The organism is Flavobacterium sp. Arc3 (assembly GCF_041431375.1).
Lineage (GTDB): Bacteria > Bacteroidota > Bacteroidia > Flavobacteriales > Flavobacteriaceae > Flavobacterium.
Genome location: NZ_JASMRI010000016.1, coordinates 26,927 through 51,365 on the forward strand (window position 1 = coordinate 26,927; position 24,439 = coordinate 51,365).

The 24,439-nt window shown below is 33.8% G+C and carries 21 protein-coding genes; 6 read left to right on the forward strand and 15 right to left on the reverse strand.

Going from position 1 to position 24,439, the window contains the following annotated elements:
• Positions 1–148 precede the first annotated feature (148 nt).
• Positions 149–658: a GNAT family N-acetyltransferase gene (locus QO200_RS12525; RefSeq protein WP_371540702.1), complete on the forward strand. Its 510-nt coding sequence runs from the start codon at positions 149–151 to the stop codon at positions 656–658.
• A 47-nt stretch (positions 659–705) separates the two neighbouring features.
• Here QO200_RS12525 and QO200_RS12530 read toward each other — a convergent pair whose 3' ends face one another.
• The 3 genes from QO200_RS12530 to QO200_RS12540 form a co-directional block, all read right to left on the reverse strand.
• Positions 706–1,089, reverse strand: coding sequence for a DUF3037 domain-containing protein (locus tag QO200_RS12530; protein WP_371540704.1), 384 nt, complete (start codon positions 1,087–1,089; stop codon positions 706–708).
• Positions 1,067–1,861, reverse strand: a complete 795-nt coding sequence (locus QO200_RS12535; RefSeq protein ID WP_371540705.1) for a HipA family kinase — start codon at positions 1,859–1,861, stop codon at positions 1,067–1,069. Before QO200_RS12535 ends, QO200_RS12530 begins: the two co-directional genes overlap by 23 nt.
• A 71-nt stretch (positions 1,862–1,932) precedes the next feature.
• On the reverse strand, positions 1,933–2,418 hold the full coding sequence (locus tag QO200_RS12540) for a hypothetical protein (RefSeq protein ID WP_371540708.1): 486 nt from the start codon (positions 2,416–2,418) through the stop codon (positions 1,933–1,935).
• A 202-nt stretch (positions 2,419–2,620) separates the two neighbouring features.
• On the opposite strand from QO200_RS12540, the gene QO200_RS12545 reads away from it, so the two are divergent.
• On the forward strand, positions 2,621–3,970 hold the full coding sequence (locus QO200_RS12545; RefSeq protein ID WP_371540710.1) for a TlpA family protein disulfide reductase: 1,350 nt from the start codon (positions 2,621–2,623) through the stop codon (positions 3,968–3,970).
• Between the two features lie 28 nt (positions 3,971–3,998).
• On the opposite strand, the gene QO200_RS12550 is transcribed toward QO200_RS12545, so the two are convergent.
• On the reverse strand, positions 3,999–4,847 hold the full coding sequence (locus QO200_RS12550) for an NAD(P)H-hydrate dehydratase (protein WP_371540712.1): 849 nt from the start codon (positions 4,845–4,847) through the stop codon (positions 3,999–4,001).
• A gap of 217 nt (positions 4,848–5,064) precedes the next feature.
• Between QO200_RS12550 and gcvT the strand changes: the two genes are divergently transcribed.
• The 4 genes from gcvT (at position 5,065) to QO200_RS12570 (ending at position 10,219) form a co-directional block, all read left to right on the forward strand.
• On the forward strand, positions 5,065–6,147 hold the full coding sequence (gcvT, locus tag QO200_RS12555) for a glycine cleavage system aminomethyltransferase GcvT (RefSeq protein ID WP_371540715.1): 1,083 nt from the start codon (positions 5,065–5,067) through the stop codon (positions 6,145–6,147).
• A gap of 230 nt (positions 6,148–6,377) precedes the next feature.
• Complete coding sequence (locus tag QO200_RS12560; protein WP_371540716.1) at positions 6,378–8,414, forward strand: S41 family peptidase; 2,037 nt, start codon at positions 6,378–6,380, stop codon at positions 8,412–8,414.
• A 102-nt stretch (positions 8,415–8,516) separates the two neighbouring features.
• On the forward strand, positions 8,517–9,230 hold the full coding sequence (locus QO200_RS12565; protein ID WP_371540718.1) for a YebC/PmpR family DNA-binding transcriptional regulator: 714 nt from the start codon (positions 8,517–8,519) through the stop codon (positions 9,228–9,230).
• 131 nt (positions 9,231–9,361) lie between these two features.
• Entirely contained in the window at positions 9,362–10,219 is an 858-nt protein-coding gene (locus QO200_RS12570) for an EamA/RhaT family transporter (protein ID WP_371540720.1), read from the forward strand.
• Between the two features lie 472 nt (positions 10,220–10,691).
• On the opposite strand, the gene QO200_RS12575 is transcribed toward QO200_RS12570, so the two are convergent.
• The 11 genes from QO200_RS12575 to QO200_RS12625 form a co-directional block, all read right to left on the reverse strand.
• A complete protein-coding gene (locus QO200_RS12575) occupies positions 10,692–11,603 on the reverse strand; it encodes a hypothetical protein (RefSeq protein WP_371540722.1) in 912 nt (303 codons plus the stop codon).
• Positions 11,604–11,687: 84 nt separating this feature from the next.
• Entirely contained in the window at positions 11,688–12,098 is a 411-nt protein-coding gene (locus QO200_RS12580; RefSeq protein WP_371540724.1) for a DUF4870 domain-containing protein, read from the reverse strand.
• 461 nt (positions 12,099–12,559) lie between these two features.
• Positions 12,560–13,117 (reverse strand): hypothetical protein, encoded by a 558-nt coding sequence (locus QO200_RS12585; RefSeq protein WP_371540726.1) that lies wholly within the window; start codon positions 13,115–13,117, stop codon positions 12,560–12,562.
• 303 nt (positions 13,118–13,420) lie between these two features.
• On the reverse strand, positions 13,421–13,891 hold the full coding sequence (locus QO200_RS12590) for a hypothetical protein (RefSeq protein ID WP_371540728.1): 471 nt from the start codon (positions 13,889–13,891) through the stop codon (positions 13,421–13,423).
• A gap of 321 nt (positions 13,892–14,212) precedes the next feature.
• Complete coding sequence (locus QO200_RS12595) at positions 14,213–16,144, reverse strand: amino acid permease (protein ID WP_371540730.1); 1,932 nt, start codon at positions 16,142–16,144, stop codon at positions 14,213–14,215.
• Positions 16,145–16,551: 407 nt separating this feature from the next.
• Positions 16,552–17,862: a serine hydrolase domain-containing protein gene (locus QO200_RS12600; protein WP_371540732.1), complete on the reverse strand. Its 1,311-nt coding sequence runs from the start codon at positions 17,860–17,862 to the stop codon at positions 16,552–16,554.
• A gap of 8 nt (positions 17,863–17,870) precedes the next feature.
• On the reverse strand, positions 17,871–18,947 hold the full coding sequence (locus QO200_RS12605) for a chitobiase/beta-hexosaminidase C-terminal domain-containing protein (protein ID WP_371540734.1): 1,077 nt from the start codon (positions 18,945–18,947) through the stop codon (positions 17,871–17,873).
• A gap of 3 nt (positions 18,948–18,950) precedes the next feature.
• The gene (locus QO200_RS12610; RefSeq protein WP_371540736.1) at positions 18,951–20,375 is read right to left on the reverse strand and encodes a beta-N-acetylhexosaminidase; all 1,425 of its coding nucleotides are present in this window, start codon (positions 20,373–20,375) and stop codon (positions 18,951–18,953) included.
• A gap of 135 nt (positions 20,376–20,510) precedes the next feature.
• Entirely contained in the window at positions 20,511–20,915 is a 405-nt protein-coding gene (locus QO200_RS12615; RefSeq protein ID WP_371540738.1) for an alpha/beta hydrolase, read from the reverse strand.
• Positions 20,882–21,334, reverse strand: a complete 453-nt coding sequence (locus QO200_RS12620) for an alpha/beta hydrolase (RefSeq protein WP_371540740.1) — start codon at positions 21,332–21,334, stop codon at positions 20,882–20,884. The genes QO200_RS12615 and QO200_RS12620 overlap by 34 nt, the downstream gene beginning before the upstream one ends.
• A gap of 105 nt (positions 21,335–21,439) precedes the next feature.
• A complete protein-coding gene (locus QO200_RS12625; protein ID WP_371540743.1) occupies positions 21,440–24,346 on the reverse strand; it encodes an FAD-binding and (Fe-S)-binding domain-containing protein in 2,907 nt (968 codons plus the stop codon).
• Between the last annotated feature and the right edge of the window lie 93 nt (positions 24,347–24,439).

The window sequence follows — 24,439 nt, forward strand, 5'->3', positions numbered from 1 at the left end:
GCAGCCACGTTCATCAGTCCCAAACATTTCTGCTTTTGGGTTACGCCCAAATCCTAATTATCACCTAATAAGAAATCCCGCTAAATCCATTTTGATTCTCTTTTTATTTATATTTGTAACTACAAAATCACAATTCAGTATTTCCCACATGATTACAGTAGCAACACTAGAAGACGTTTCAGAATTAAATAAATTAATCAACTCGGGGTACCGTGGGGAATTTTCTAAAAAAGGATGGACCACCGAAGCCAACATACTAGAAGGCAGTCGAACCAACGATGCCGAACTGAAGGAAATTATCAGTACCAGTAAAAATACGTTGCTAAAATTCACAGAGAACAACCGGATTATAGGTTGTGTTTTGCTGGTCGAAAAAGAACAACAACTCTATTTAGGCATGTTGACGGTATCACCTGAGTTGCAAAATAGCGGTATTGGAAAAAAATTATTACAACAGGCCGAAGTTCATGCTCAGGCATTAGGTTTACCTACAATTATCATGACTGTTATCGCTATTAGAACGGAGTTGATTGACTGGTACAAACGCCACGGTTATGCAGATACTGGTGCTAGAGAAGCTTTCCCAGAAAGCGATATTCATATTTCAATCGTAGAGCAACCTTTAGAATTTATGGTGCTGGAGAAAAAAATTATATGATTTTTCGGGCGATAAAATAATGCGTATCGCCCTTTGAAATTTATGCTTTACAGAACAAACTCTGTAAATAAGCGTTGGCTTGTTTTTTCTAAATCATCACACAATCCTGGATGCGGTCTTGAAGTTTGAATTACAGAACTACGTAAAGCCGTTAACCAACGAAAACGAGATGGAATATCCATCAAAGCAATTGGCCCTCCATCTTTGGTTCCGTGCCCAACTTTTTCGAATGCGGATAAATTAAGTTGAATTTGTTCTACGTCAGCTTCTACTGACAGTGAAAGTACTTTTTCGACATTAAGAGAATGAAGTACCTTAATAAATTTAGCTTTTTTGCAAAAAAGGACAATCCCTACATTGAGGAATTCTTCGCGTTCTACCCTAGGCACAACCCGAATTACGGCATACTCATATAAGTGCTTCTCTTGCATTTTGGGCTTCTTTAATAAAAATTTCTGAATGATTTAATCTGGTCAATAGGAACTGTAAATATACATTCCGCAATTCAGCTGCCGTATCTTCTACCTCTTCCCACTGCAACCAATCCTCTGGAATTAGGTTTACTATTCCTTCTAACACTTCTGGAGTCAATAATTGTTTAAAAGCTGCATCCGTTTCAGCTAAGACTGATGCTTGTGGCAACAATACGTGATCTTTGATTAGTGCAAACGGACTCTGCGCATGTTTTTCCCAATTGGTCCAAGAGTGATGAAAATACAAACTTGCCCCATGATCAATTAGCCATAATTCTTTATGCCAAATCAACATATTGGTATTTCTGAAGGTACGGTCAACATTTGTTATATAAGCATCTAGCCAAACAATTTGTGAAGCCAATACTGGATTAACAACTGTTACCACAGGATCAAAATTGATTGCGCCAGAAAGGAAATGTAGTGCCAGATTCATTCCTTGACTTCCTTGCAATAAATCCTGAATTTCCTCATCGGCCTCTGTTCTACCAAAAGCTTCATCCAGATTAGCAAAAACTAATTCAGGCATTTTCATTCCCAAAGCGCGAGCAATTTCACCACCAATCAATTCAGCGATTAAGGCTTTGACGCCGTGACCGGCACCTCTAAATTTAAGGACATATTTAAAATCGTCATCGGCTTCCGCCAAAGCAGGCAAAGAACCCCCTTCGCGCAAAGGAGTGATGTACCGCGTAACATTTACGGTTCGAAGATTGAAGTTGGTTTTCATATTCGGAATTTACTAAAGTGCAAACTTACAAATAAGTTGAGTGGATTTTACTGGAAGCATTAAAAATCCTACTACTTACTAGTATAGGTTTTCCCTTTGCTTTTCTTTATCGATAGAAGTTGCTTGCAATAATAAATAGACTCATCTCTTACTTTTATATTCATTTTTAATGTCACTTTCCTATTATTATTCACTAAATCATGAGAAACATAAGGCTTTAGCAATTTATAATCTACCTCATCAAAATATACTATTCTGACAGAATCATTAAACTTTACCCTAACCCAAGGAGACGTAATGACTTTATATTTTTTTAAATTATCAAAATATTCTAAAAGATGTAAATCATTACTATTAGGAGCCTTTATTTGACGTATACTATCCAAAATATTTTCCCATTTAGTAATATTCTTTTGATTCAGGTTATAATAATTAAATACTTCAACGGATTTAAAAGCTAAATCTCCCTCCATAATTCTGTCTTTTGGAGAACAGGAAATTAAAATAAATAGAACAACTAGTAGTTTATATTTTTTCATGCTAATTCTACTTTTCATTATATATTTTCTAAACTTAAAAATGCTTTTCCAAATACTTTATAATATCCAAAGGATAAAAGACTGTTAACCTGCTGCGGGCAAAGTGTTTCGGGCGTTAAATTAATGAAATTATAACAATACTCGTTATTCTTAATCATCAAATTAATTCATTTTTTATAAGAATTTACCTTACATTTGATTGATCCTAAAAAAACAACCCATGAAAAAAAGTATCTATCTCTTGCTGATTTTAGTTTTTGCTTCGTTTACAACTTCAAATGAGCCAATAACAATTTCAGGGAAAATCACAAATACGAAGAATGGGCAAATTACCATTAAAGGACAATCTTTTGAGAAAGAAATCAAATTAAAAGCTGACGGGACTTTTTCAGAAAATATAATGATTCCATATGATGGAATTTACAGTCTTGAAACTGGTAACAACACTATACCCCTTTATTTATCAAAAGGAACAAAACTAAGTCTTAGTACTGATGACAAAACGTTTCTTTCCTCTTTAAAATATAGCGGAAATGGAAGTATAGAGAATCAATATATTACCCAAAAATCTCTTATAACTTCTCAAGTTTCAGATGAAGAATTGTATAAACTAGATGAGCCAGCGTTCTTGAAAAAAGTCAATGAAATTAAAACTGCTATTTCAGCATTGTACAATAAAACTAAATTTTCTAATGCCTACTTTAAAGAAAAAGAGGTTGCAAACATTCATTATTTAGGGCAGAAACACTTTTTATATTACAAATATTCGCATGCTTATCATGCCCATTTGAATGGATTTGAAGTTTCTGATAAATTTCCAGAATTTGACGGCAACATGGATCTAGACAATGATGCTGATTTTTTGTTTTCAAATGAATACCAAAAAATGGCTACATTGAAATTCTTGAATAATCTAAAAGATGATGGAACAAATATTGACTTCACTACAGCTAAAATCACGGCTATTAAAGCGGTAAAAAGTCAAAATCTTAAGAATTTCATCATTCAAAATTTGATTTATGACGTGAACATTGATAATGCCAATTATGAAAAAATATACCAAGAATATCTTTCAACTACAAATAATCCAAAATTAAAAGAAAATCTTACTATTCTTTATAATAATATAAAAGCATTAGAAATTGGCAATCCGTCTCCAAAATTCGATTATGAAAACCAAAAAGGTGGAAAAACATCTTTAGAAAGTCTGAAGGGAAAATATGTTTATATTGATGTTTGGGCGACCTGGTGTGGCCCATGCCTTCAGGAAGTACCAGCCCTACAAAAAGTGGAAGAACAGTATCATGGCAAAAATATTGAGTTTGTTAGCATCTCAATTGATAATGTTAAAGACCGAGTAAAATGGAGTAATCTTGTAAATACAAAACAATTAGGAGGAATTCAATTATTGGCAGATAAGGAATGGGATTCTAAATTTATAAAAGAATACGAAATTCAAGGAATCCCTAGATTCATTCTTATCGATCCAAATGGAAACATTGTAAATTCCAACGCTCCCAGACCTTCAGATACTAGTTTAATTGATTTGTTTAACGAATTGAAAATATAAGATTTAATAAAGCCCTTTTTTAGGGCTTTTATTTTGTAATACTCAAAAACGCTTTCCCTAAATATTTAATTATGTCTGAAGCGATGAAGGACTGATAGCCCGTTTTTGGCAAAGCGATATCGGCCGTTAGTCCGTGAAGATAAACGCTCAGGATGGCAGCGTCAACTGGCTCATAGGATTGCGCTACTAAACTTGTAATAATTCCCGTTAAGACATCGCCACTTCCCGCAGTTGCCAAAGCCGCATTTCCAGTTGTGTTTTCATAAACAGTTCCCCCATCAATAATATGCGTGGGTGCCCCTTTCATCACAATAACCAAATTATATTGTTTAGAAAAGGTAATTGTTTTATATAATTTTTCTTCGTCCGTACTCCATTTACCTATTAAGCGTTCTAGTTCTTTGGGATGCGGTGTTAGGATTGTTTTGGGTTGTAATAATGTAAACCATGCTGCATTTTTTGACAAAATATTTAATGCATCAGCATCTATTACTAGCGGAACTGTATTCTTTTTTAGGAAATCATGAACTGCCTTTTGCGTTTCGGTTTCTTGTCCTAAACCTGGACCAATACCAATCGCTTGTGGTTTTATGTCGAATGTCATATTCGAAATGTATTTTTCACTTTTATCCGTTAGTGTCATTACTTCAGGATTTGAAATTTGCAAAATCTCATAACCACATTCAGGAACGTAGGCCGTTACGAGTCCGCAACCTGTTTTTAGGCAGGATTTTGAAGCTAATACAGCTGCACCAATCTTTCCATAACTTCCTGCAATAATTAATGCGTGCCCTTGAATTCCTTTGTGGGTTTGGGAGTCAATGGGTTTGTAGCGTTTTATGATTTCGTTCTTATCTATGAATATGGGCTGCATCATTTTGAATTATTTGTTTAAAATTACAAAATTAATGGAGAAATGAAATGCCCTAGCCCAGATAGTAATGAAAATCCTTTTACTTTTTTCTTTAAAAAGTAAAAGATTGCAATGGATAGGTGGAAATGGCTCCTAAATACTATTGAATTTACATATTTGATGCCTTAAATATGATAATTTTTCAATAAATTAGCCACTTCAAATTTTATATACATACACAATGAAAAATACTGCGCTGACGCACATACACGAAAGTTTGGGAGCAAAAATGCTTCCGTTTGCCGGATACAATATGCCTATTTTATATGAAGGGGTGAATGCTGAACATGAAACGGTTAGAAATGCTGTAGGTGTTTTTGATGTTTCACACATGGGAGAATTCTTGCTTACAGGACCAAATGCTTTGGCTTTGATTCAGAAAGTGAGTTCAAATGATGCATCAGTATTGACTGTTGGTAGAGCGCAATATTCTTGTTTGCCTAACAATGACGGCGGCGTTGTGGATGATTTGTTAATCTACAAGATGAAAGAGGAGGAATATTTATTAGTTGTAAATGCTTCGAATATTGAAAAAGACTGGAATTGGATTTCGGCTCAAAATGATTTGGGTGTCGACATGAAAAACATATCTGAAGACTATTCTTTATTGGCAATTCAAGGGCCAAAAGCAGTTGAAGCAATGCAGTCATTATCTTCAATAGATTTGTCAGCTATCAAATATTACCATTTTGAAGTGGCGGATTTCGCAGGACTTGACAATGTAATTATATCCGCAACGGGATACACTGGTTCTGGAGGTTTTGAAATCTATTGCAAGAATGAAGATGCGGAACAAATATGGAACAAAGTATTTGAAGCTGGTGCGGCTTTCGGAATCAAACCAATTGGATTAGCCGCAAGAGATACGTTGCGTCTTGAAATGGGTTTATGTTTGTACGGAAATGACATTAGCGACACGACTTCTCCACTTGAAGCAGGATTGGGCTGGATTACTAAATTTACCAAAGAATTCACTAACTCTGAAAACCTGAAAAAGCAAAAAGAAGAAGGTGTCTCCAGAAAACTCGTTGCTTTTGAAATGCAAGAACGTGCGGTACCAAGACACGACTATGAAATTGTAGACGGAACCGGATCTGTGATTGGGATTGTAACTTCTGGAACAATGTCACCATCAATGAACAAAGGAATTGGACTGGGTTATGTAACTGTAGCAAATAGCGTATTGGATAATGATATCTATATCAGAATTCGTAAAAATGACGTTCCTGCTAAAGTGGTAAAATTACCTTTCTACAAGAAATAAATTAATATTTATTCGATAACCGCTCATTCACTATTTAAATTACATGCTTTTTGGTATGTTTTTAAATAGTGAATAAGCGGTTTCTTTTTTATAATATCTTCCTTTTTTACAGCAAAACATTAGATTTAAATAGTTCTGAAAAAAATAGCTTAAATCCAAGTCTTTATGTAACTTTATAATTAAGCAAAATTGCTTAATTTTTAGCTTTTTTCGAAATTAATAAAGCGGAGATGAAAATAATTTCACTGGTCTTTTTCTTATGTACATTTTCGCTTATCGCCCAAAGTGATACTAAAACTTGTGTTTTACTTTCTAAAGTTAATACGCTTATTCAAAGTAAGCATATTCAGCCAAAACCAATTGACGATAGTTTATCTGTTTTTGTCTTTGATAGCTTTATTGATGCACTCGATCCTTCCAGAAATATTTTACTAAAATCAGAATACCAATCCCTATCGCTTAAATACAGATTGAATATCGATAATTTAATCCAGCGAAACGATTGTTCTTTCCTGCCTGATATTATAACGGTCTATAAAAATGGACTATTGCGAAACAGAGCTATTTTAGAAAAAATGAAGACTGATACGATTGGATATAATGTTAAAGATACGATTCGGTTTTATAAAAAAGCATTTCCATTTTATCTAGAAGAAGACCAAGTCGAAACTGCCTGGAGAAAAAACATAAAATATAAAATTCTTGATGATATTGTTTCTCAGAACACTAATCTAGATTCTATTACAGCAGCATTTAACACCGTAGAATCAGCATCTAAAAAACTAATTATAGCAAACGAAATTTGCAAAATAAACGTGATTTTGCAAAAAGAATCCGGTTTTGAAGAAAATTTATTTGATAATTTCTGCTCTTATTTCGATCCACACTCTGCGTACTTCAACGTCGATACCAAATCTAATTTTGTAGCTTCCTTATCAAAAGAACATTTGTCTATGGGGATGAACGTAAACTTGAATGATCGCAATGAAATTATAATCATCAAAATAGATCCCGATGGTCCTGCCTTTCAAACTGGCGGAATAAAAAAAGGGGATCAAATCATTGCCGTTTCCAACCTAAAAGAAACATTACAGGTTTCTTGCGCCACTTTAGAATCTATTTCGAATATGATTCTCTCGGATACTAATAAAAAAATCATGCTAACCCTAAGAAGAAGCTCTGGTAAAAACTTTAAGGTACTTGTAGAAAAGAAGCTATTAAAAGACGAAGGTAATGCTGTTTATAGTTTTATTATTGTACATAAAAACCGCCGCTACGGTTATGTAAAAATTCCTAGTTTCTATACTGACTTTGAAGGAAATAGCGGCAAAGGCTGTTCTGAAGACGCGGCGCTGGAAGTACTAAAACTACAAAAAGACAGTATTCAGGGTGTTATTATAGATCTGATAGACAATGGAGGAGGCTCGATGGAAGAAGCCATAAAATTAGCAGGAATGTTTATCGATAACGGACCTATATCCATTATAGTAGATAATAAAAATGAGCAAAGCATTATAATTGATCCTTATCCGGGAATGATTTACAAAGATCCTATAGTGCTATTGGTTAATGGGAATTCGGCTTCAGCGACTGAGTTTTTTGCTTCGGCATTACAAGACTACAATAGGGCGCTGTTGATGGGAAGTACAACCGTAGGTAAAGCCACTATGCAGTCCATAATGCCATTAGAACCTAATGATAATGAAAACTTTGTAAAAGTCAGCATTAATAAATTTTATAGGATCAACGGAAAAAGTAATCAAGCTACTGGAATTATTCCTAATGTAGTAGTTCCTGAAATTTACGAAGTCCTATATCCTAAGGAGTGCAACAACCCTACTGCTTTTAAAAATGACAGTATTACATCTTCCATTGTTTATAAGCAATTCATTAAAAATAGTGCGATGGCAAAAATCGCAAAAAGAAGTACGGATAGAATCGCTGCTAATTCCTATTTCGATGAAACAAAAAAACTGAATAAAAAAATTGAAGATTTAGTAAACACGCCAAAATCACCTCGACCACTGACTCTTACTGCAGTTATTAAAGACCAATCTGAAATCAATGCGATGTGGGAGGAAATTAATGCATTCGATACAAAAAGTAACAATTTGATAATTCATAATTCAAACCTTAATAATTATTTGCTGAGTATTAACCCTTCGGAAAAAGCAAATAATGAATTCCAACTGAAAAATGTGAAAAAAAATCATTATTTAAATGAAGCGATTGCGATAATTAATGATTTGAATTCCGTCAAAAAATAACGAAAAGGGAATATTACCAACATTTAATAAAAAGAACAGAAGAGGCTTTTGGTATAAATAAGGAATAACTGTATTTTTGCAGTTCAATATAATAAATAAGAAATGGGAAGAGCGTTTGAATTCAGAAAAGGGAGAAAAATGAAACGTTGGTCAGCAATGGCTAAAGCATTTACTAGAATTGGAAAAGACATTGTAATGGCCGTTAAGGAAGGCGGACCAAATCCTGAAGCTAATTCACGATTAAGAGCAGTTATTCAGAATTCAAAGGCTGCAAATATGCCTAAAGAAAATGTAGAACGTGCTATTAAAAAAGCTACTGATAAAGATACTGCAAATTATAAAGAAGTTTTGTTTGAAGGTTATGCTCCTCATGGGATTGCACTTTTAATTGAAACGGCTACTGACAATAATAATAGAACTGTTGCTAATGTGAGAAGTTATTTCAACAAATGCAATGGTACTATGGGAACACAAGGTTCTGTTGAATTTATGTTTGACCATACCTGTAACTTCCGTATTCCTGCAGATGGACTTGATCCTGAAGAATTAGAGTTGGAATTAATTGACTTTGGTGCTGAAGAAGTTTTTGAAGATGAAGACGGAATATTAATTTATGCGCCTTTTACAAGTTTTGGAACTATCCAAAAAGAGCTTGAAAATCGCAATCTAGAAATCCTTTCTTCTGGTTTTGAACGAATTCCTCAAAACACTACAAAACTAACAGAAGCTGAAATGGCTGATGTAGAAAAATTGATTGAAAAAATAGAAGAAGATGATGACGTAATGAACGTATATCATACCATGGAAGAAGCGTAATTCGTTTCTTCTTATACCTATCAAACTCCAGTTATGCTGGAGTTTTTTTAGTTCTATAATGGATTTTTATAAAAATAAAAAAACGCTGATAACCAACTACTATCTGTTTTTCATTACCTAATTGCCATTCTATGTTATTTCTTATATTAAGTATTTTATGCAGTGTGACTGTAGGTGTTATTTTTAAACTATCGCGAAACTATACGATCAGTGTTATTCAAATTGTCAGTTGGAATTATCTTTTTGCTTTAGTATTGTGTTTCTTTACTTTTAGCCCAGATTTGAATGCCATAGATCACACAGCACCATGGTCCATCTATATCACACTAGGAATTTTGATGCCTTCGATATTTATCTTTTTGGCAGCCTCTATAAAACATATGGGAATCGTAAAAACCGATGCAGCCCAAAGGCTTTCGCTTTTCATACCGCTACTTGCAGCCTGGCTTATTTTTAAAGAAGATTTCAATCTATTAAAGATAACGGCCTTTTCGATAGGTCTGCCTGCCCTATTGCTAATCCTTTCTAAACCGGCAGCCAATACCAACAATAAATGGATGTATCCTGCTGCAGTGCTAATTGGTTTTGGAGTTATAGACATCCTTTTTAAACAAATAGCCTTATACACTAGTCTTCCATTTACGAGTTCGCTATTTGTGATTTTCGCAATAGCCCTAACGCTAATGATTGTGACCAGTTTATATGATCTTATGGTACGAAAAACAAAATTAAGCGCCATCAACATCCTTTTCGGCGGATTGGTAGGTGCTTTTAACTTTGGTAATATCCTTTTCTATCTAAAAGCCCATCAAGCTTTTGCTGAAAATCCCTCAACTGTTTTTGCCGCAATGAATATGGGTGTTATTATTCTGGGGAGCCTTTTAGGTATTCTCGTTTTTAAAGAAAAAATGAGTAAACGAAACTATGTGGGTCTTGCGTTGGCATTAGTTTCTATTGTATTGATTGCGCTATCGCAAATCTACGTTTAGACTGCTGTTTTTCTCTTTGGAGTTCTTTTTAAACAATATTTTCCCTTTTTGTCAAGTACGATAATCCAACCCAATAAACTGAATAGTACAAATCCAATGGTCCACAATACTTTATCGGAGCTTATTATTTTAGTAGAACTATTTACTTAGCAACTTCCAATAATTATATAGATTACCGTTGAAATAACTCCAATACCTAGAATGATTGAGGAATTTTCAACATGATTTAATTTCAATAACGTTCCAATTAATGAGAAAAAAAAGCAATTACAAATGCTTTTAAAAATAAATTACTATTTTTAAATTCCAATCAATTTTAAACTTTTATTGTTGATTCTTTAGTTGGTTTTGCGAAACTAAATTCTAACGGCAGGACGCTTAGCGAGCTTCGTAACCGTTTATTTTTCAAGCGTAAATGTGATTTTTCACAAAATTCGCAATCTTGCTAAACGGCTGCTATCAGAAGATTTTATTATTCTATTCCCATTTTGTTTTGTGTACAATCAATGTACAAACTATTGTCTAAAAATAATTTGTTTCCCAACATACCTGTCATACCAGAAAATTTCATCATTGAGTATTGGGCTTGAGAAAATCCCTCTACATAAGTAACATTATTTAAAGGTATTTCGTGGTTGAAAATTTGTATTTTTTGGTTGCAGTTTGCTGTGTAAACAGTTAAAACTTTATCCCACGATTGTCCTTTTTCGATGTTTACTTTTGAGTTGGGTAATTTCAAGTTTTCCCATACTTCTTTGCTGGTTAATAATTCATAGGCACTTGTACCCGAATCAAATAAAAATTTATTATCTTTCCCATTTAATAAACTTCTAACGATGATTCTTCTATTTTTGAATTTAAAATCAAAGAGTTTGGTTTGAAATTGAGTGGGCACTTTTGATAAATTTAAAGCAATATAATTTTCTTTAAAATTGATGAGTGTTTTCCTGTCTTCCAGAATATCTGCTCCAATAGTCCCAATTATTTTTAGGGAGTCATTATTATGGTCATTTCCGAGATTATAAATTTTGAATTTATCAGAAGTGATTTTTGTTTTTCCAATATAAAAAGATGTTTTTGCAACTTCTTCATTTGTATATATTTGACGGATATTTTTAATTGATTTTGAGTAAAAAATAGTGTAGGGCGAACCTGTATCAAATTGCAAATAATAGGTTGCTGTGTCGCCTTCAAAATGTATGGGAAGCAACAATACGTTTTTTTCTGTACCCAACCACGTAAATGGAATAGAACCACTTTCATTTTCGGCTGTCAAATAATTTTTTTCTGGAGTAAATTTTTGGTCAAAATAAATATAGCCACCAAGTACAGCTAAAACCAAAACGACCATAAAAGTCAACATAATTTTCTTTAAAATTTTCATTTGCTTTTTTTACAAATTTCAACTTTAGAAAACTTTTTTTTGCAAAAGTAATACGCCAATTTTACGTCAATAGACTGACAAATTTTACAAATAATTGATTTTTAAATTTTTATGTAAATCGTTTCTTTGGTTTAAACTAATACCGTTTATAATAACCACCAATAATTTCAAGCAAATAATCAACAATAATGGAAATATAAAGAGTGGAAAATGTAGTGATAATCCTTTTTGAATAAACGGACTTGCGATTTGAGAAACAGCGAGTGCAACACCTAAAATGACTTGAACACTTACAATGCTTTTTCCCAATTCCTTGTTTTTTGTGTCCTTTGTTTTGTACGTCAAAATCAAAGGAAATACAACTCCTCCAAAAGGTATTATAAGTCCAAATAGACTAGAAAAATTAATCAATTTTGCTCTGTCAAGTTTTATAATTTCTTTGGAGGGAATTAGCTTTTCAGGTTCCGTTTCAAAGACACTTGCAAGAGCTCTCAAGGTATATCCTTTTGGGATATTACCTGCCTCAATCCTTTGAATTGTTCTTAGCGAAAGTCAACTTTTTTCGGCAAGTTCAGTTTGGGTTAAGTTTTTTTCCTCTCTTAAATATTGAACTATTGATTCCATTTTCGTTTTGTTTGCGGTTCTTGTAAACTTTCTGCTAACGTCAGTCTCTGTAATAACCTCCGTTTTTACATTTTGTATTCGGGTTGCTATCTTGTAAAAATCTCAAATTCTAAGAGACTTGTTTTAGGATTTTAGACAGTTTGACGGATGAGGCTATATGCAATAAGGTATTGCGGGCTAATTTCCTGTCCAGTTACACAGAACTTAGCGCGGGATAGAATGCTTAAATTAGCACAAAAACCCTTATTACATATAGCCTTTGTTATAGCCATGTGCTTTTATTTCTCTTGTCAAACTGTTGTCATTGTCAAGCTAAAACGTATCATTACGAATTAAATAATATATTTTGATTCGCCGCCAGCCTTTAAAAATAGCTCATTTATTTCCTTCTTAAATCCAACTATATCTAGTTCTCTATCCTTATATTGATAAATTAATTGTTCCAATTTATTTTTTATTTTGGCTAATTCTGCAATCCGCTTTTCTTTTTCTTCGTTTTGATACGTTAGCTCTTTATTAGCAATTATCAATTCAGCCGCACGTTTCGCTTTCTCCGCGCTTTGAAAGGCAAGTTCTATATTAGCAATTACTAATTCGGCTGCCCGTTTCTTTTTCTCTTCGGTTTGAAAATCCAACTCCAAATTAGCGATAATTAACTCGGCTACTCGCTTTCCTTTTTCTTCATTTTGAGTAAAAATTACTTTATAAGCATTGACTAATTCTTGTGTCAGTTGCTCACGTGTCTTGTCGTCAGTATCTTTTAAAGAATTTATGTAATGGAATTCCTGCTTTGGTTCCATTATTTCTTTAATGAGGTCATGTTCTATCTTGTCCCTGCTGTCCATATTGATATTTATTCTTATTAAATTCTCCTCGTTTTTTTTTAGCATTGGTTATAACGTTTTGCCACTTTGAGATGGCTGGAAATTCGTAACCGATTATTTTCCGTTAAAGATAAAATTTATTGCGAAACGTAAACGTGAATTTACTACAAAATTCGCAATCTTGCCAAACGGCGATTAGCAACAGTATAGTTCGTAACCGCTCAATTTTCGGCTTAACGAAAACTTGATGCGAAACGTTAATTCCACTAAACCCACAATCTCGCTAAATGGCGGTTAGTAACCGGTTATTTTTGTCGGAAATACGATTTAGCCGTAAACTTTTGAAGTTTCTGCTGGCAGTTATTATTTTTATTTAAACATCTCTTTATATTCGTTTTTAAATTTATATTCGGTTTGTCCCAAATATTTAATTTTTTTCTCAATTGCAGATTTCATAGTTATATAATTTCTATGATAAAATTCTGAAATTGAAGCAATTCGTTTTCCTTCATTAAGTATAAAAATATATTCATAACAACCTGATTTACTTGGTTGAATTAAGACATTAAATCCTTCTAAATCCTTTAACTTAAAAAACTTTTTTTTTCCAAGTCCAAAATATTTCTTTACTATAATCTTTTCATTTTGGATTTCTATTTTATGAGCTTTAGTTCTGAATTCATTTAAAAAAAAATAAATTACGAATATCAATAAAAGTAGAGGAATAAGAATCCCTGCTTTAGATGAATTTAAAGTTATATATAATAATCCAAATGCTAATGTTGTCGTAACCGTACAAATTATAATTGGAAGAATAGCAAATTTTGTTTTGTTATTCATTTGAGTACTTGTTATTGGGTTTTCCACTTTTGTATCTATAATTTTTACGTTAATCTTATCTTTTTAATTAGTTATTTAAACTCTTTTTAGCTATTTAATACCAATTTTCACTAATAACTGTCAATTTCTTATTATTTCTTTCATTCTGCGTGTTTTTGGCAGTAACTAGCTAATAACTAGTACATAACATCAAATACAAAGCTCTTTTCGCATATTCTTTTTTCAAAAATACCTTTTTACTCATTTAATTCTCAAAACAACCAAACATAAAAAACCGTCTAGAACTTAATCAAGACGGCTTTACTATAATTACTCTATTTCTTATGCTTCTTTCAAATTCAGTTTACTATTTTTTCGGCTAAAGCCAAAGTAAATCATTAGTCCTATAAGCAACCAGGCCGTGAAATAAATCCAGTTCCAAACACTTAGTTCGGCCATCATATACAAACAGCTCACTAGTCCTAGTAATGGAATTAAAGATAAGTTTTCACTGAAAGACCAGAACGTAAGTCCAACCAAAACAATAAGGAAAATCCACATTGGGATTTTGTGTTTAAACAAGCTAAGACCACTTTCATATTTAAGCGCATTATCTATTGGTAGTCCTGCCACAACAGCGGCGTATTTAACATCCTCTTTTTGGTACTGACTCAACAAATTTTCTAAATCCAAAGTCGCATCAGTCGTTTTTTGTGCTCCAATACTCACTAGGTAATCATACACTTTTTTAGATTCTTCTTTATTTAGAGAAGTGATAATATCAGTAGCGTTGTTTACTTGGGTTTCATTAGTAAGAAAGTCCATTGTTGCTTTATTATTATAATTGAAAGCAAAATATAGTCCTGCTGCCAACATAAAAGGAATAACGTATTTTGAATTTACATAGGGTGTTTTAAATTTCCCTCTTGGTATATCCGTTTTATTTTGCAATACCAAGACTCCTGCACAAACCAATACAAAGGCGAATAATGTCCCAATGCTGCATAAGTCAGTAACCATAGTCAAGTTTAAAAACAAGGCCGGGACAGCCACTACAAAACCAGTTACCACAGTGGCATAGGATGGTGTTTTAAATTTAGGGTGCACTCTGGAGAAACGTTTTGGTAATAAACCATCACGACTCATACTCATCCAAATACGCGGTTGCCCCATTTGAAAAACCAATAAAACACTAGCCATCGCAATCACGGCACTTACCGCAACAATACCAGACATCCATTTTAAATCTAATTTATGAAATACAAACGCTAAAGGATCACCCACATTTAACTCAGTGTAATTTACCATTCCCGTTAACACTAACGCAACAACAATATATAAGATAGTACATATTATGATTGCCCACATCATACCACGTGGTAAATCCCGCTGTGGATCCTTGCATTCCTCGGCAGTCGTAGAGATAGCGTCAAAACCAATATAGGCAAAGAAAACCGCCGATACGCCTTTCAAAACTCCGCTTACACCGTTAGGAGCAAAAGGAGTCCAATTATCAGTATCTACATAAAACACCCCCACTGAGATTACCAGAAGGATAATACACAACTTCACGACAACCATCACATTACTGGCGTTGCGTGATTCTTTCATTCCACGATATACTAAAGCCGTAATCAATATGACAATAAATAAGGCAGGTAAGTCGGCCACAAAGTGGAAAACACCTAATGTTGGCGAAGTAGTCCAAGCGGTGTATGCTGCTTTTAATCCTTCACTTAAATTCTCGTATGATTTTCCGCTTTGCATTAATGCTGTTGCGTCTTTAAATCCGTTTGATGCGGTTAGATAATCCATCTGAATCCATTGCGGTAGATGAATCCCCATACTTTCTAAGAGTCCTGTAAAGTAATCACTCCAAGATATGGCAACCGTAATATTCCCAATGGCATACTCCATGATTAATGCCCACCCAATAATCCACGCAATCAATTCTCCGAAGGCAACATAGGAATATGTATACGCACTTCCAGAAACGGGTACCATAGACGCAAACTCTGCATAAGCAAAGGCAGCAAAACTACAGGCAAGAGCCGTAAATAAAAAAAGGAAAATGACAGCAGGGCCTCCATCGGAGCTAGCCTTACCAATGGTACTAAAAATACCCGCACCTACTATTGCAGCAATACCAAAAGCGGTCAAATCTCTTGCCGTTAAATAACGACCTAGCGTTGCGTGGCCGTCGGCTTCATTTTTTTCAATCTGTTTTAAGATATCCTGAACGGTCTTCTTACGAAATAAACTTGAAAATGCCATGCATTAAATTTTTACATTAAAAACTATCATCCTGTAAATAATATTCCATTATTATAGTAATAACGTAAGTTTTATTTAAAAACCAAATGTATAAAACAATTTCAAATTCTAATGATACGACCCTTATTATTTATTAGACAATAATAAAAAGTCAAATATATAATTATCAGTGATTTAAAAAGTCAATCCTGTAATTAAGAATGCCGATAAAAATTAAAAAAAATGCAATAACAATTCCGTTGTAAAAATGAGCTTTCAAAAAGGCACAAATCCCATCTCTTAAAAGTTAAAAAGCGCTAATTATTTCTCAAAAGCATTCGAAATACTTAGCGGAGATTGTGTTTTTATCCAAAAGAAACTGAACCAACCAAAATACAAACTAGAATTGGTTTTTACATAGCGCCAATTTAATTATTGCCATTTATTTCCTTCCAAATTTTAGCAGTAAAATTATCTTTATAAATTAGTCTATTAGTGCGACTAGGATTGACACGATTAGTAAGAATGATTAAGAATCTTTCATTATCAGGATTCAAAAAGAAAAAAGTTCCAGTAAAACCAGTATGACCAAAATCATTTTTCTTATAAAAAGCATCTGGTTTTCGTTTATCAAAACCCAGTCCGCGATAAATTCCTTTTTTGACTAAGGGTGATTTTGTAAATGCTTTTACAACCTTCTTTTTTAGAATTTGTTTTCCTTGATATTTTCCTTTGTTTAACAACATGTGACAAATAGCAGAGATGGATGTCGCATTTGCAAATAATCCGGCATTCCCCGAAACGCCGCCAAAAATCGCCGCTGCTTCATCATGAACATAGCCTTTTATCGTATCTTTTCTGAACAAATTATCAATTTCAGTAGGGATCACATTTTTCTCAGATGTCCACTTTAAGGGATTGTATCCAATGTTTGAAATACCTAATTCACTATAAATTCCTTTTGCCAGTTGATCTAGTTTCATTCCCGTTTTTGACTCAATCATTTGTTTTACAAGAATCAAATTTAGGTCACTGTATAAATAATTCCCTCGTGGACTAGTATTGGCTGCCCCTATTTTTTCATAGACTGTTTTATAAAATTCAGGATTTAACCACATGTTTTTATAAATCTGAATATAATTTTCTTTTGGTTCGAATGACAAATAGTTCTCATCATACACTATATTTATATTTACATACATATTGTCAAATAGCTCAGGATAATTCTCCGATTTTTGACTATTTAAAAATGGTAACCCATCAGATGTAGACAACAAACTTTGATAAAAAGTAATCGATGGAGTAAGTCCCGTTGTATGCGTTAATAATTCAAAAAGTGTTAAATCATTTATAGCTGTGTTTTTATAAATCCCTACTACATCACCTACTTTATCATTTAAATTAATTTTATTTTCTCCAACTAAACGAATGGCTACAAGAGTCCCTCCTAACACTTTAGACATAGAAGCCAAATCATAGACATCTTCTTCTTTTACTACTTCTTTTTTTGAGTAATCATGGTAGCCGTAATTTTTTGAAATGAAAATTGAATCTTTACTACCTACAATAACTTGAGCTCCCGGAAAAAAACTTTTTTCAAGTGCATTATGCATCATAGAATCAATAAAAACTTCGTTCTGCTTGGTATCGAAAGGTTTTTTTGATTTTTTTAATGAACCGCAACCCATTTCTAAAAGAACCAATAGTACAAGGAATATTCTAATTGCTGACTTCTTCATATTTTTATTTATGGATTAATTCTTAAATCTTGTGCCGCCATAATGGGTTCGTTGTTAGTTCCAGTAATGACAATTTTAATTGCTTTTACAGCCTGTTCTGGATAGATAGACGCGTTTCCATAATCAAAGGAATCGCCTTTTATAAAATCAACACCATTATAGGAATATTCGACAAAACCATCATTAATAATAAATCTTGGGTGGTGCGGAATTCCTGTTAGCACATCAATTTTAGAAGAAGAAACAGGATTAGTAAAAGTGTATAAAATCCAGTCGCCCTTAACACAAGGAACGTCAGTACGCAAATAGCTTTCTAAATTATAATCTTCTAATCTAGAAAATGGAAATTTTGGATTTTCGGCCATCGATGAAGTCACTTTTACTTCTGGTTCCTGATAAGGACTACAGTCAAAATTTACTTTAGCAGCAGATTCTTTCCCTTCTTTATTTTCGACTATGAAATCCAAATGATAGTGATTTTTTTCATTGTAATTTTCAGTCAAAAAACGCAATCTGAATTTTGATTTTAAAGCCTGCTGAGTAGCATACATTTGTATTAATTTATCATTTTCAAAAAGCGAAACTTCGCTAACAAATCCGCTCATGGTTTCATCAGCTATTGGATTAAAAGTGAGATACCAAATCCCATTTTTGTCTATGTTCTCCGAAATATTCTCCGAAATTTTTATAATTCCAACTTTAGAAGTAGTCCAATTTGCCACTGGTAGTTTCTCTACTTTTACTGCAGGGCTTGCGGTATTTTCATTAAAAAAGGTACGAAACATGTATTTTTCATAATACTTTGTTTCAATTGGGTTTGTATATAAAGGGGATTGAGTCGTAGGTTCGTTTCCTTGCGCATCATAGCGTACTATCGCTCCTTCATACGGCAATGTTACGGTAATGCTTCCGTTTTTATAAATCGCTGTTGGTGGAAAATCTCTAAAAGCAATTCCCATATTAGATAATCGTTGCAAATGACTATTTGTTAATCTTCCATAGAAATCTTTCCAGTTTTTAGATTCTTTTTTAGACCAAGCAATTTCAGATAAAGCACTAATTCTCGGGTAACTCTGATACTCCATGAATCATGCTGGCAAATCTAGGTATTCACTCCACAAAGCACCTTGCACTCCTTTAATTAATTTTTGTTCTTCTAATGATAAATCATTTTCAGGAATGGGTTCAAACGAATAAACTCTTTTAGTATCAGTAATGGCTGCCCAGCGATGACCTCGTTCATTTTCAGATTGTGCCATATCAAAATAAGTGTATTGTCCCGGAATCATAACTGTAGGATGTCCTTTTTTGACCGACTCTATTCCGTAACTTATTCCCTGCCATGCAAAAATCTGTGTTTTAGGACTTAGTTCACCGCCCTTAATAATTTCGTTCCAACCCGCTGTTTTTCTATCGTACTTTTCGACAATTTTTTCAATACGTCTAAAAAAATAGTTCTGAAGCTGAAAAGTATCAGTGTATCCTTCTTTTTTCATCACCGCTTGACATTTTGGGCATTGTCCCCACGTAGCGCGGTTTACCTCATCGCCTGCAACATGCATGTATTCAAAAGGAAAAATTTCTGTAAATTCTCGAATTATAGAATCTAGAATTTGATAATTTTCCTCGCGTCCTACACACCATACATTTTTTACTTCGCCCTGAACACTTTTTGTTTCCTGCGATGTAACACAACCTATTTCTGGATAAGAGGCTGTTACTGCACGAGAATGCCCCGGAATTTCGATTTCTGGCATAATTGAAACACCCCGTTCTAAAGCATAAGAAACAACTTCTTTTATATCTTCTTGCGTATAATATCCTCCATAACGCTTATTTCCAGAACCATAAGAAGGTAACAAAACTTCTCCTGGTCCTCTAAAACCGCCTTTTAAAGTTAAATCTGGCATTGATTTAATTTCGATTCTCCAGCCATTATCATCTGTAAGGTGCCAATGAAAAATATTCATCTTATGCGCTGCTAACCAATCAATATAGTTTTTGACGGTTTGTTTGTCAAAAAACTGCCTTGACACGTCAAGCATCATTCCGCGCCATTCAAAACGAGGGTAATCTTCAATTTCGACAAAAGGAATTGTTCCTCTTCTTACCTCTTTTGCAGAAAAAATTTGTAATAACGTTTGAAAACCATTCAAGACTCCGTTTGTAGACTTTCCTTTTACGAGAACTCCTTTTCTAGTTACACTCAAGGTATAACCATCATTTGGGATATTCATTTTTTCATCTACTAAGAACTGAATTGCATTGTTTTTATGTTTATTACCAATTGAAATTTTCGGGGTAATTCCAGTATTTTTTAGAAATTTATCATTTATAAAGACAGCACTTTTATGTACTTTTTCATCAAGAATAAGATGTACCGATGCTGGTATGATAAACGTTCTTGGCTGCTGTTCTATCTTGACCGGTTTTGGAATCAGATCTAGTTTTTGAGCTTGTATTACATTCAAAGAAGTCAAGAAAACAGCTATGAGTAGAATATATTTTTTCATCTTATTTATTTAAAATTATAATGGGATGATCTAGCAAATAAAAATGTTTTTTGCAAGCGCTTCTTTCGCCTTATGCTTTTGTATGGGATAAGACTAAGCTAAACGCGACTATTCATTCCTCTTTTTATGCTTCTATTACTCCCTAACTGTCTCATTAAAAAAATTATGAAAAAACAGCAATTGAAATTTTAAAGAGTTTTCCCAATATTCAATATTGTGTTTTCCTGGACGTTCGATATAATCATGATCAATCTTTAAAGATAGCATCTTGTCATGAAGGTTTCTATTTACATCAATAAAAAAATCGTCAACACCACAATCAATAATCAGCTTTAATTTATTGCTTTTTGCCAAATCAAGCATATTGATAACCGTATTTTTCTCCCAATTTTCAGGAAAATCTGTTATGGAACCAATCCGTTTTTTTATATCCCAGTTTTCAGAAAATGGACGAATATCAACTCCGCCACTCATACTTCCTGCCGCTCCATATAGATCCTGATGCTTCAATGCCAAATACAATGCTCCGTGCCCTCCCATAGAAAATCTGATATCGCTCTACTATCCCGACTTGCAATCGTTTTGTAATTTTTATCTATAAAAGGAACTAATTCATCCATTATATAGGTCTCATATTTAAAAGCAGGATCAATCGGACTATCAAAGTACCAACTTGAATAACCTCCATCTACTCCTATTACTATAAAACCATATTTATCAACTTGCTTTGCAACCTCTTTAAAACTTTTTACCCAAGTAGCATAATTTCCGCTGTACCCATTTAGTAGATAAACAACTGGAAAGTTTTTACTACTTTCATCATAGCTGTCAGGAGTTATAACGCAGCTAGAAATATTTTTATTCATTGCTGCGCTGTACACTTGTAGGGTATCTACCTTAGCGGCTCTAGCATAAAAAAAAGCGAACAAGAAAAGCGTTACATATACTATTTTTTTCATAGCATTATAGTTTGTTTTGGTTTTAAAAAAGACTAACCATTTGATCTAAAATAGCTAAAAAAAGCCTTTTCAATTACCCAGAAAGAACAATCAATTTCGATAAATCTATTTTAGAAAAGTATTTAAAATACTTACCGGATGTTGTGCTTTTCTATTTGTTCCATCAAAAATTTGATGACGACAACTTGTTCCTGCGGCAGCAATGGCAGTTGTTGGAGCGGTACTTCTAATTTTTGGAAACAGGGTGTCCTCACCCATTTGCATACTTATTTCATAATGCTCTTTTTCATAGCCAAAAGAACCCGCCATACCACAGCAACCTGAATTAAAGATTGTAACCGTACAGTTTTTTGGAACGTTCAACATGGTAAAAGTAGCCTCTATTGAACTCAAGGATTTTTGATGGCAATGGCCATGAATTTTGATTTCTCGTACTTCCTCAGAAAATTGTTCAGAACGAATTTTACCTGCCGTAATTTCCCTTTTGAAAAACTCTTCTATTGTCAAGCAGTTTTTCGCCAAAGTTTCGGCAGAAGCCTTATCATCAGCCAGACGAACGTATTCATCTCTAAAAGTCAATATTGCAGATGGTTCGATTCCGATCAACGGAATTTCAGCCGACACAATTGCTTTAAAAGTATTCACATTTTTAGTAGCAATTGCTTTTGCTTCTTCCAGAAAACCTTTGGAGATGTAGGCTCTCCCACTTTCTTCATGATCTACAAAAAGAACTTCGTAGCCTAATTTTGATAGTAATTCATACGCATCTATCCCTACTGTAACGTCATAATAATTCGTGAATTCATCACAAAACAAATATAATTTTCCGTTTACAAATGAAGTAGTTGTCGTTTTTGATTTGTTATTTTCAATCCATTTCCTGAATGTTTTGGGAGCTAATAATGGCACTTCTCTTTTAGGAGCCACACCCATTCCTTTTTTTATTAAGGGTTGATTGACCATGAAATTTGTCAATGCTGGAAAAATACTTCCAAGTTTATTCAGTTTAGCATTATTAGCAAAAATTTTATTTCGAAGAGAAAAACCATTTTCTTTTTGGTATTGGTATAAAAACTCTGCTTTAAGCGCACCCACATCTACATTAGACGGGCACTCGCTAGCGCAGGCTTTACAACTTATACAAAGTTCAAAAACCTCATACAATTCCTTGTGATTGAATTTATTATCTTTTTCTGAATGTGTCAAATATTCGCGTAAAGTATTTGCACGGGCACGAGTAGTATCCTTCTCGTTACGAGTTGCACGATAACTCGGACACATAGTCCCTCCTGCCGATGGTAATTTACGACAATCGCCAGAGCCATTACATTTTTCAGCAGCTCTTAAAACTCCCATACTATCTGAAAAATCTTGAATTGTTTTGATATTAGGTTCTTCTCGCCCTGTTTCAAAACGGAGATTTTCATCCATTTTTAACGCATTGACAATTTTCCCCATATTCAAAACTGAATTTGGGTCGAAAGCTAATTTGATCCGTTTTAATAATTCGTAGTTTTTTTCACCAATCATAAAAGGCAAAAATTCGCCCCGTACGATTCCGTCACCATGTTCCCCACTTAATGAACCGCGGTATTTTTTTACTAAATGTGCCACTTCGGTAGCAATATTTCGAAACTGATAAACGCCGTCTTTTGTTTTTAAATTCAAAACAGGACGCAAATGCAGTTCACCAGCACCAGCATGAGCATAATAAATTGCGTCTTGGCCGTGGCGTTTCATCATTGCCGAAAAGTCTGCGATATAATTAGGCAAATCACTCAATTCAACAGCGGTATCTTCAATAGAATCGGCAGCTTTTTCATCACCTACAATACTTCCTAAAAGTCCGAGACCCGCTTTTCTAAGTTCGTTTACTTTTTCAATATCGGCACCGTATAATTTTGGCGAAGCATAACCAAAATGGTTCTCTTCTAAATCTTTGATTAAAGCATCTGCTTGCATTTCCGCATCTTCCATACTTGTGTGCGAAGCCACTTCAAACATCATTATTGCTTTGGGTTCACCCTGAATAAAAAACCTATTTTTACTTTGCTCTTTGTTTGTTTTAGTACAATCCAGAATAGTATCATCGATCATTTCACAAGTGTACAAATGATGTTTCATGGCAATCATAACAGCTTCTAAACTCTCTTGAACACTAGTAAAATGAGTTACTACCATCACATTATTAGTGGGGGGTAAATCATCAACTTTTAAAGTGACCTCAGTAGTAAAAGCTAAAGTTCCCTCAGAACCACAAAGCAGTTTCCCCACATTAATCGTGGGTTGGCTTCCGCCAAAAAGATCAGAATACAACAGCATATCTACTGCATATCCTGTATTTCTTCTATGAATTTCTGGTTTCGGGAATTCTTTTACAATTTCCTTCTGTGTAGCTTCATTCGATAATTCCTCGTAAAGGCTTCTGTAGATTTTATTTTCGAGAGAATCGCCTTTTGTTTTTTCAATAAATTCAGCCGAAGTTAATTCACCAAAAATAACTTGCGAACCATCACTTAAAATTGCTTTTATCTCAACAATTTTATCTCTGGTAACCCCGTAACGTATCGATGTGGTTCCAGATGAATTATTCCCTACCATTCCTCCTATCATACACCGATTAGAAGTAGAAGTATTAGGGCCAAAAAATAATCCGTGCGGTTTTAAATATAAATTCAACTCATCCCTGATAACACCGGGCTGAACTGTAATCGTTTTATTTTCTTTATCAAAAGAGACAATCTTAGTAAAATATTTAGACACATCTACTATAATACCACTACCAACTGTTTGTCCTGCTAGAGAAGTTCCTGCGGTTCTAGGCGTTAGAGCAATCTTGTTTTCCTTGGCAAAACGGACCAACGTTATAATATCAGCCTCATTTTTTGGTAACGCTGCCGCCAAAGGCATTATTCTGTAAGCAGAAGCATCTGTTGCATAGAGTGTTTTATGAAGATCATCGTATAGAAGAGTTCCTTCTAAAGATGCAGCTAATTCTTTTAATGGGGGCAAGTTGGACATTGTAAATTGTATTGCTTTTGTTTTCACAAATATAAATGATAGTACAGTATAATGGAACAATTATGACTATTAAAACAAAACTGC

Bases quoted from the DNA above. Each gene is read 5' to 3' on its own strand.
- QO200_RS12535 (WP_371540705.1), bottom strand. From the start codon at position 1,861: ATGAAAACCAACTTCAATCTTCGAACCGTAAATGTTACGCGGTACATC.
- QO200_RS12560 (WP_371540716.1), top strand. From the start codon at position 6,378: ATGAAAATAATTTCACTGGTCTTTTTCTTATGTACATTTTCGCTTATC.
- QO200_RS12610 (WP_371540736.1), bottom strand. From the start codon at position 20,375: ATGAAAAAATATATTCTACTCATAGCTGTTTTCTTGACTTCTTTGAAT.
- gcvT (WP_371540715.1), top strand. From the start codon at position 5,065: ATGAAAAATACTGCGCTGACGCACATACACGAAAGTTTGGGAGCAAAA.
- QO200_RS12585 (WP_371540726.1), bottom strand. From the start codon at position 13,117: ATGCTAAAAAAAAACGAGGAGAATTTAATAAGAATAAATATCAATATG.
- QO200_RS12530 (WP_371540704.1), bottom strand. From the start codon at position 1,089: ATGCAAGAGAAGCACTTATATGAGTATGCCGTAATTCGGGTTGTGCCT.
- QO200_RS12605 (WP_371540734.1), bottom strand. From the start codon at position 18,947: ATGGAGTATCAGAGTTACCCGAGAATTAGTGCTTTATCTGAAATTGCT.
- QO200_RS12615 (WP_371540738.1), bottom strand. From the start codon at position 20,915: ATGGGAGGGCACGGAGCATTGTATTTGGCATTGAAGCATCAGGATCTA.
- QO200_RS12545 (WP_371540710.1), top strand. From the start codon at position 2,621: ATGAAAAAAAGTATCTATCTCTTGCTGATTTTAGTTTTTGCTTCGTTT.
- QO200_RS12620 (WP_371540740.1), bottom strand. From the start codon at position 21,334: ATGAAAAAAATAGTATATGTAACGCTTTTCTTGTTCGCTTTTTTTTAT.
- QO200_RS12595 (WP_371540730.1), bottom strand. From the start codon at position 16,144: ATGGCATTTTCAAGTTTATTTCGTAAGAAGACCGTTCAGGATATCTTA.
- QO200_RS12570 (WP_371540720.1), top strand. From the start codon at position 9,362: ATGTTATTTCTTATATTAAGTATTTTATGCAGTGTGACTGTAGGTGTT.
- QO200_RS12550 (WP_371540712.1), bottom strand. From the start codon at position 4,847: ATGATGCAGCCCATATTCATAGATAAGAACGAAATCATAAAACGCTAC.
- QO200_RS12540 (WP_371540708.1), bottom strand. From the start codon at position 2,418: ATGAAAAGTAGAATTAGCATGAAAAAATATAAACTACTAGTTGTTCTA.
- QO200_RS12600 (WP_371540732.1), bottom strand. From the start codon at position 17,862: ATGAAGAAGTCAGCAATTAGAATATTCCTTGTACTATTGGTTCTTTTA.
- QO200_RS12590 (WP_371540728.1), bottom strand. From the start codon at position 13,891: ATGAATAACAAAACAAAATTTGCTATTCTTCCAATTATAATTTGTACG.
- QO200_RS12575 (WP_371540722.1), bottom strand. From the start codon at position 11,603: ATGAAAATTTTAAAGAAAATTATGTTGACTTTTATGGTCGTTTTGGTT.
- QO200_RS12525 (WP_371540702.1), top strand. From the start codon at position 149: ATGATTACAGTAGCAACACTAGAAGACGTTTCAGAATTAAATAAATTA.
- QO200_RS12565 (WP_371540718.1), top strand. From the start codon at position 8,517: ATGGGAAGAGCGTTTGAATTCAGAAAAGGGAGAAAAATGAAACGTTGG.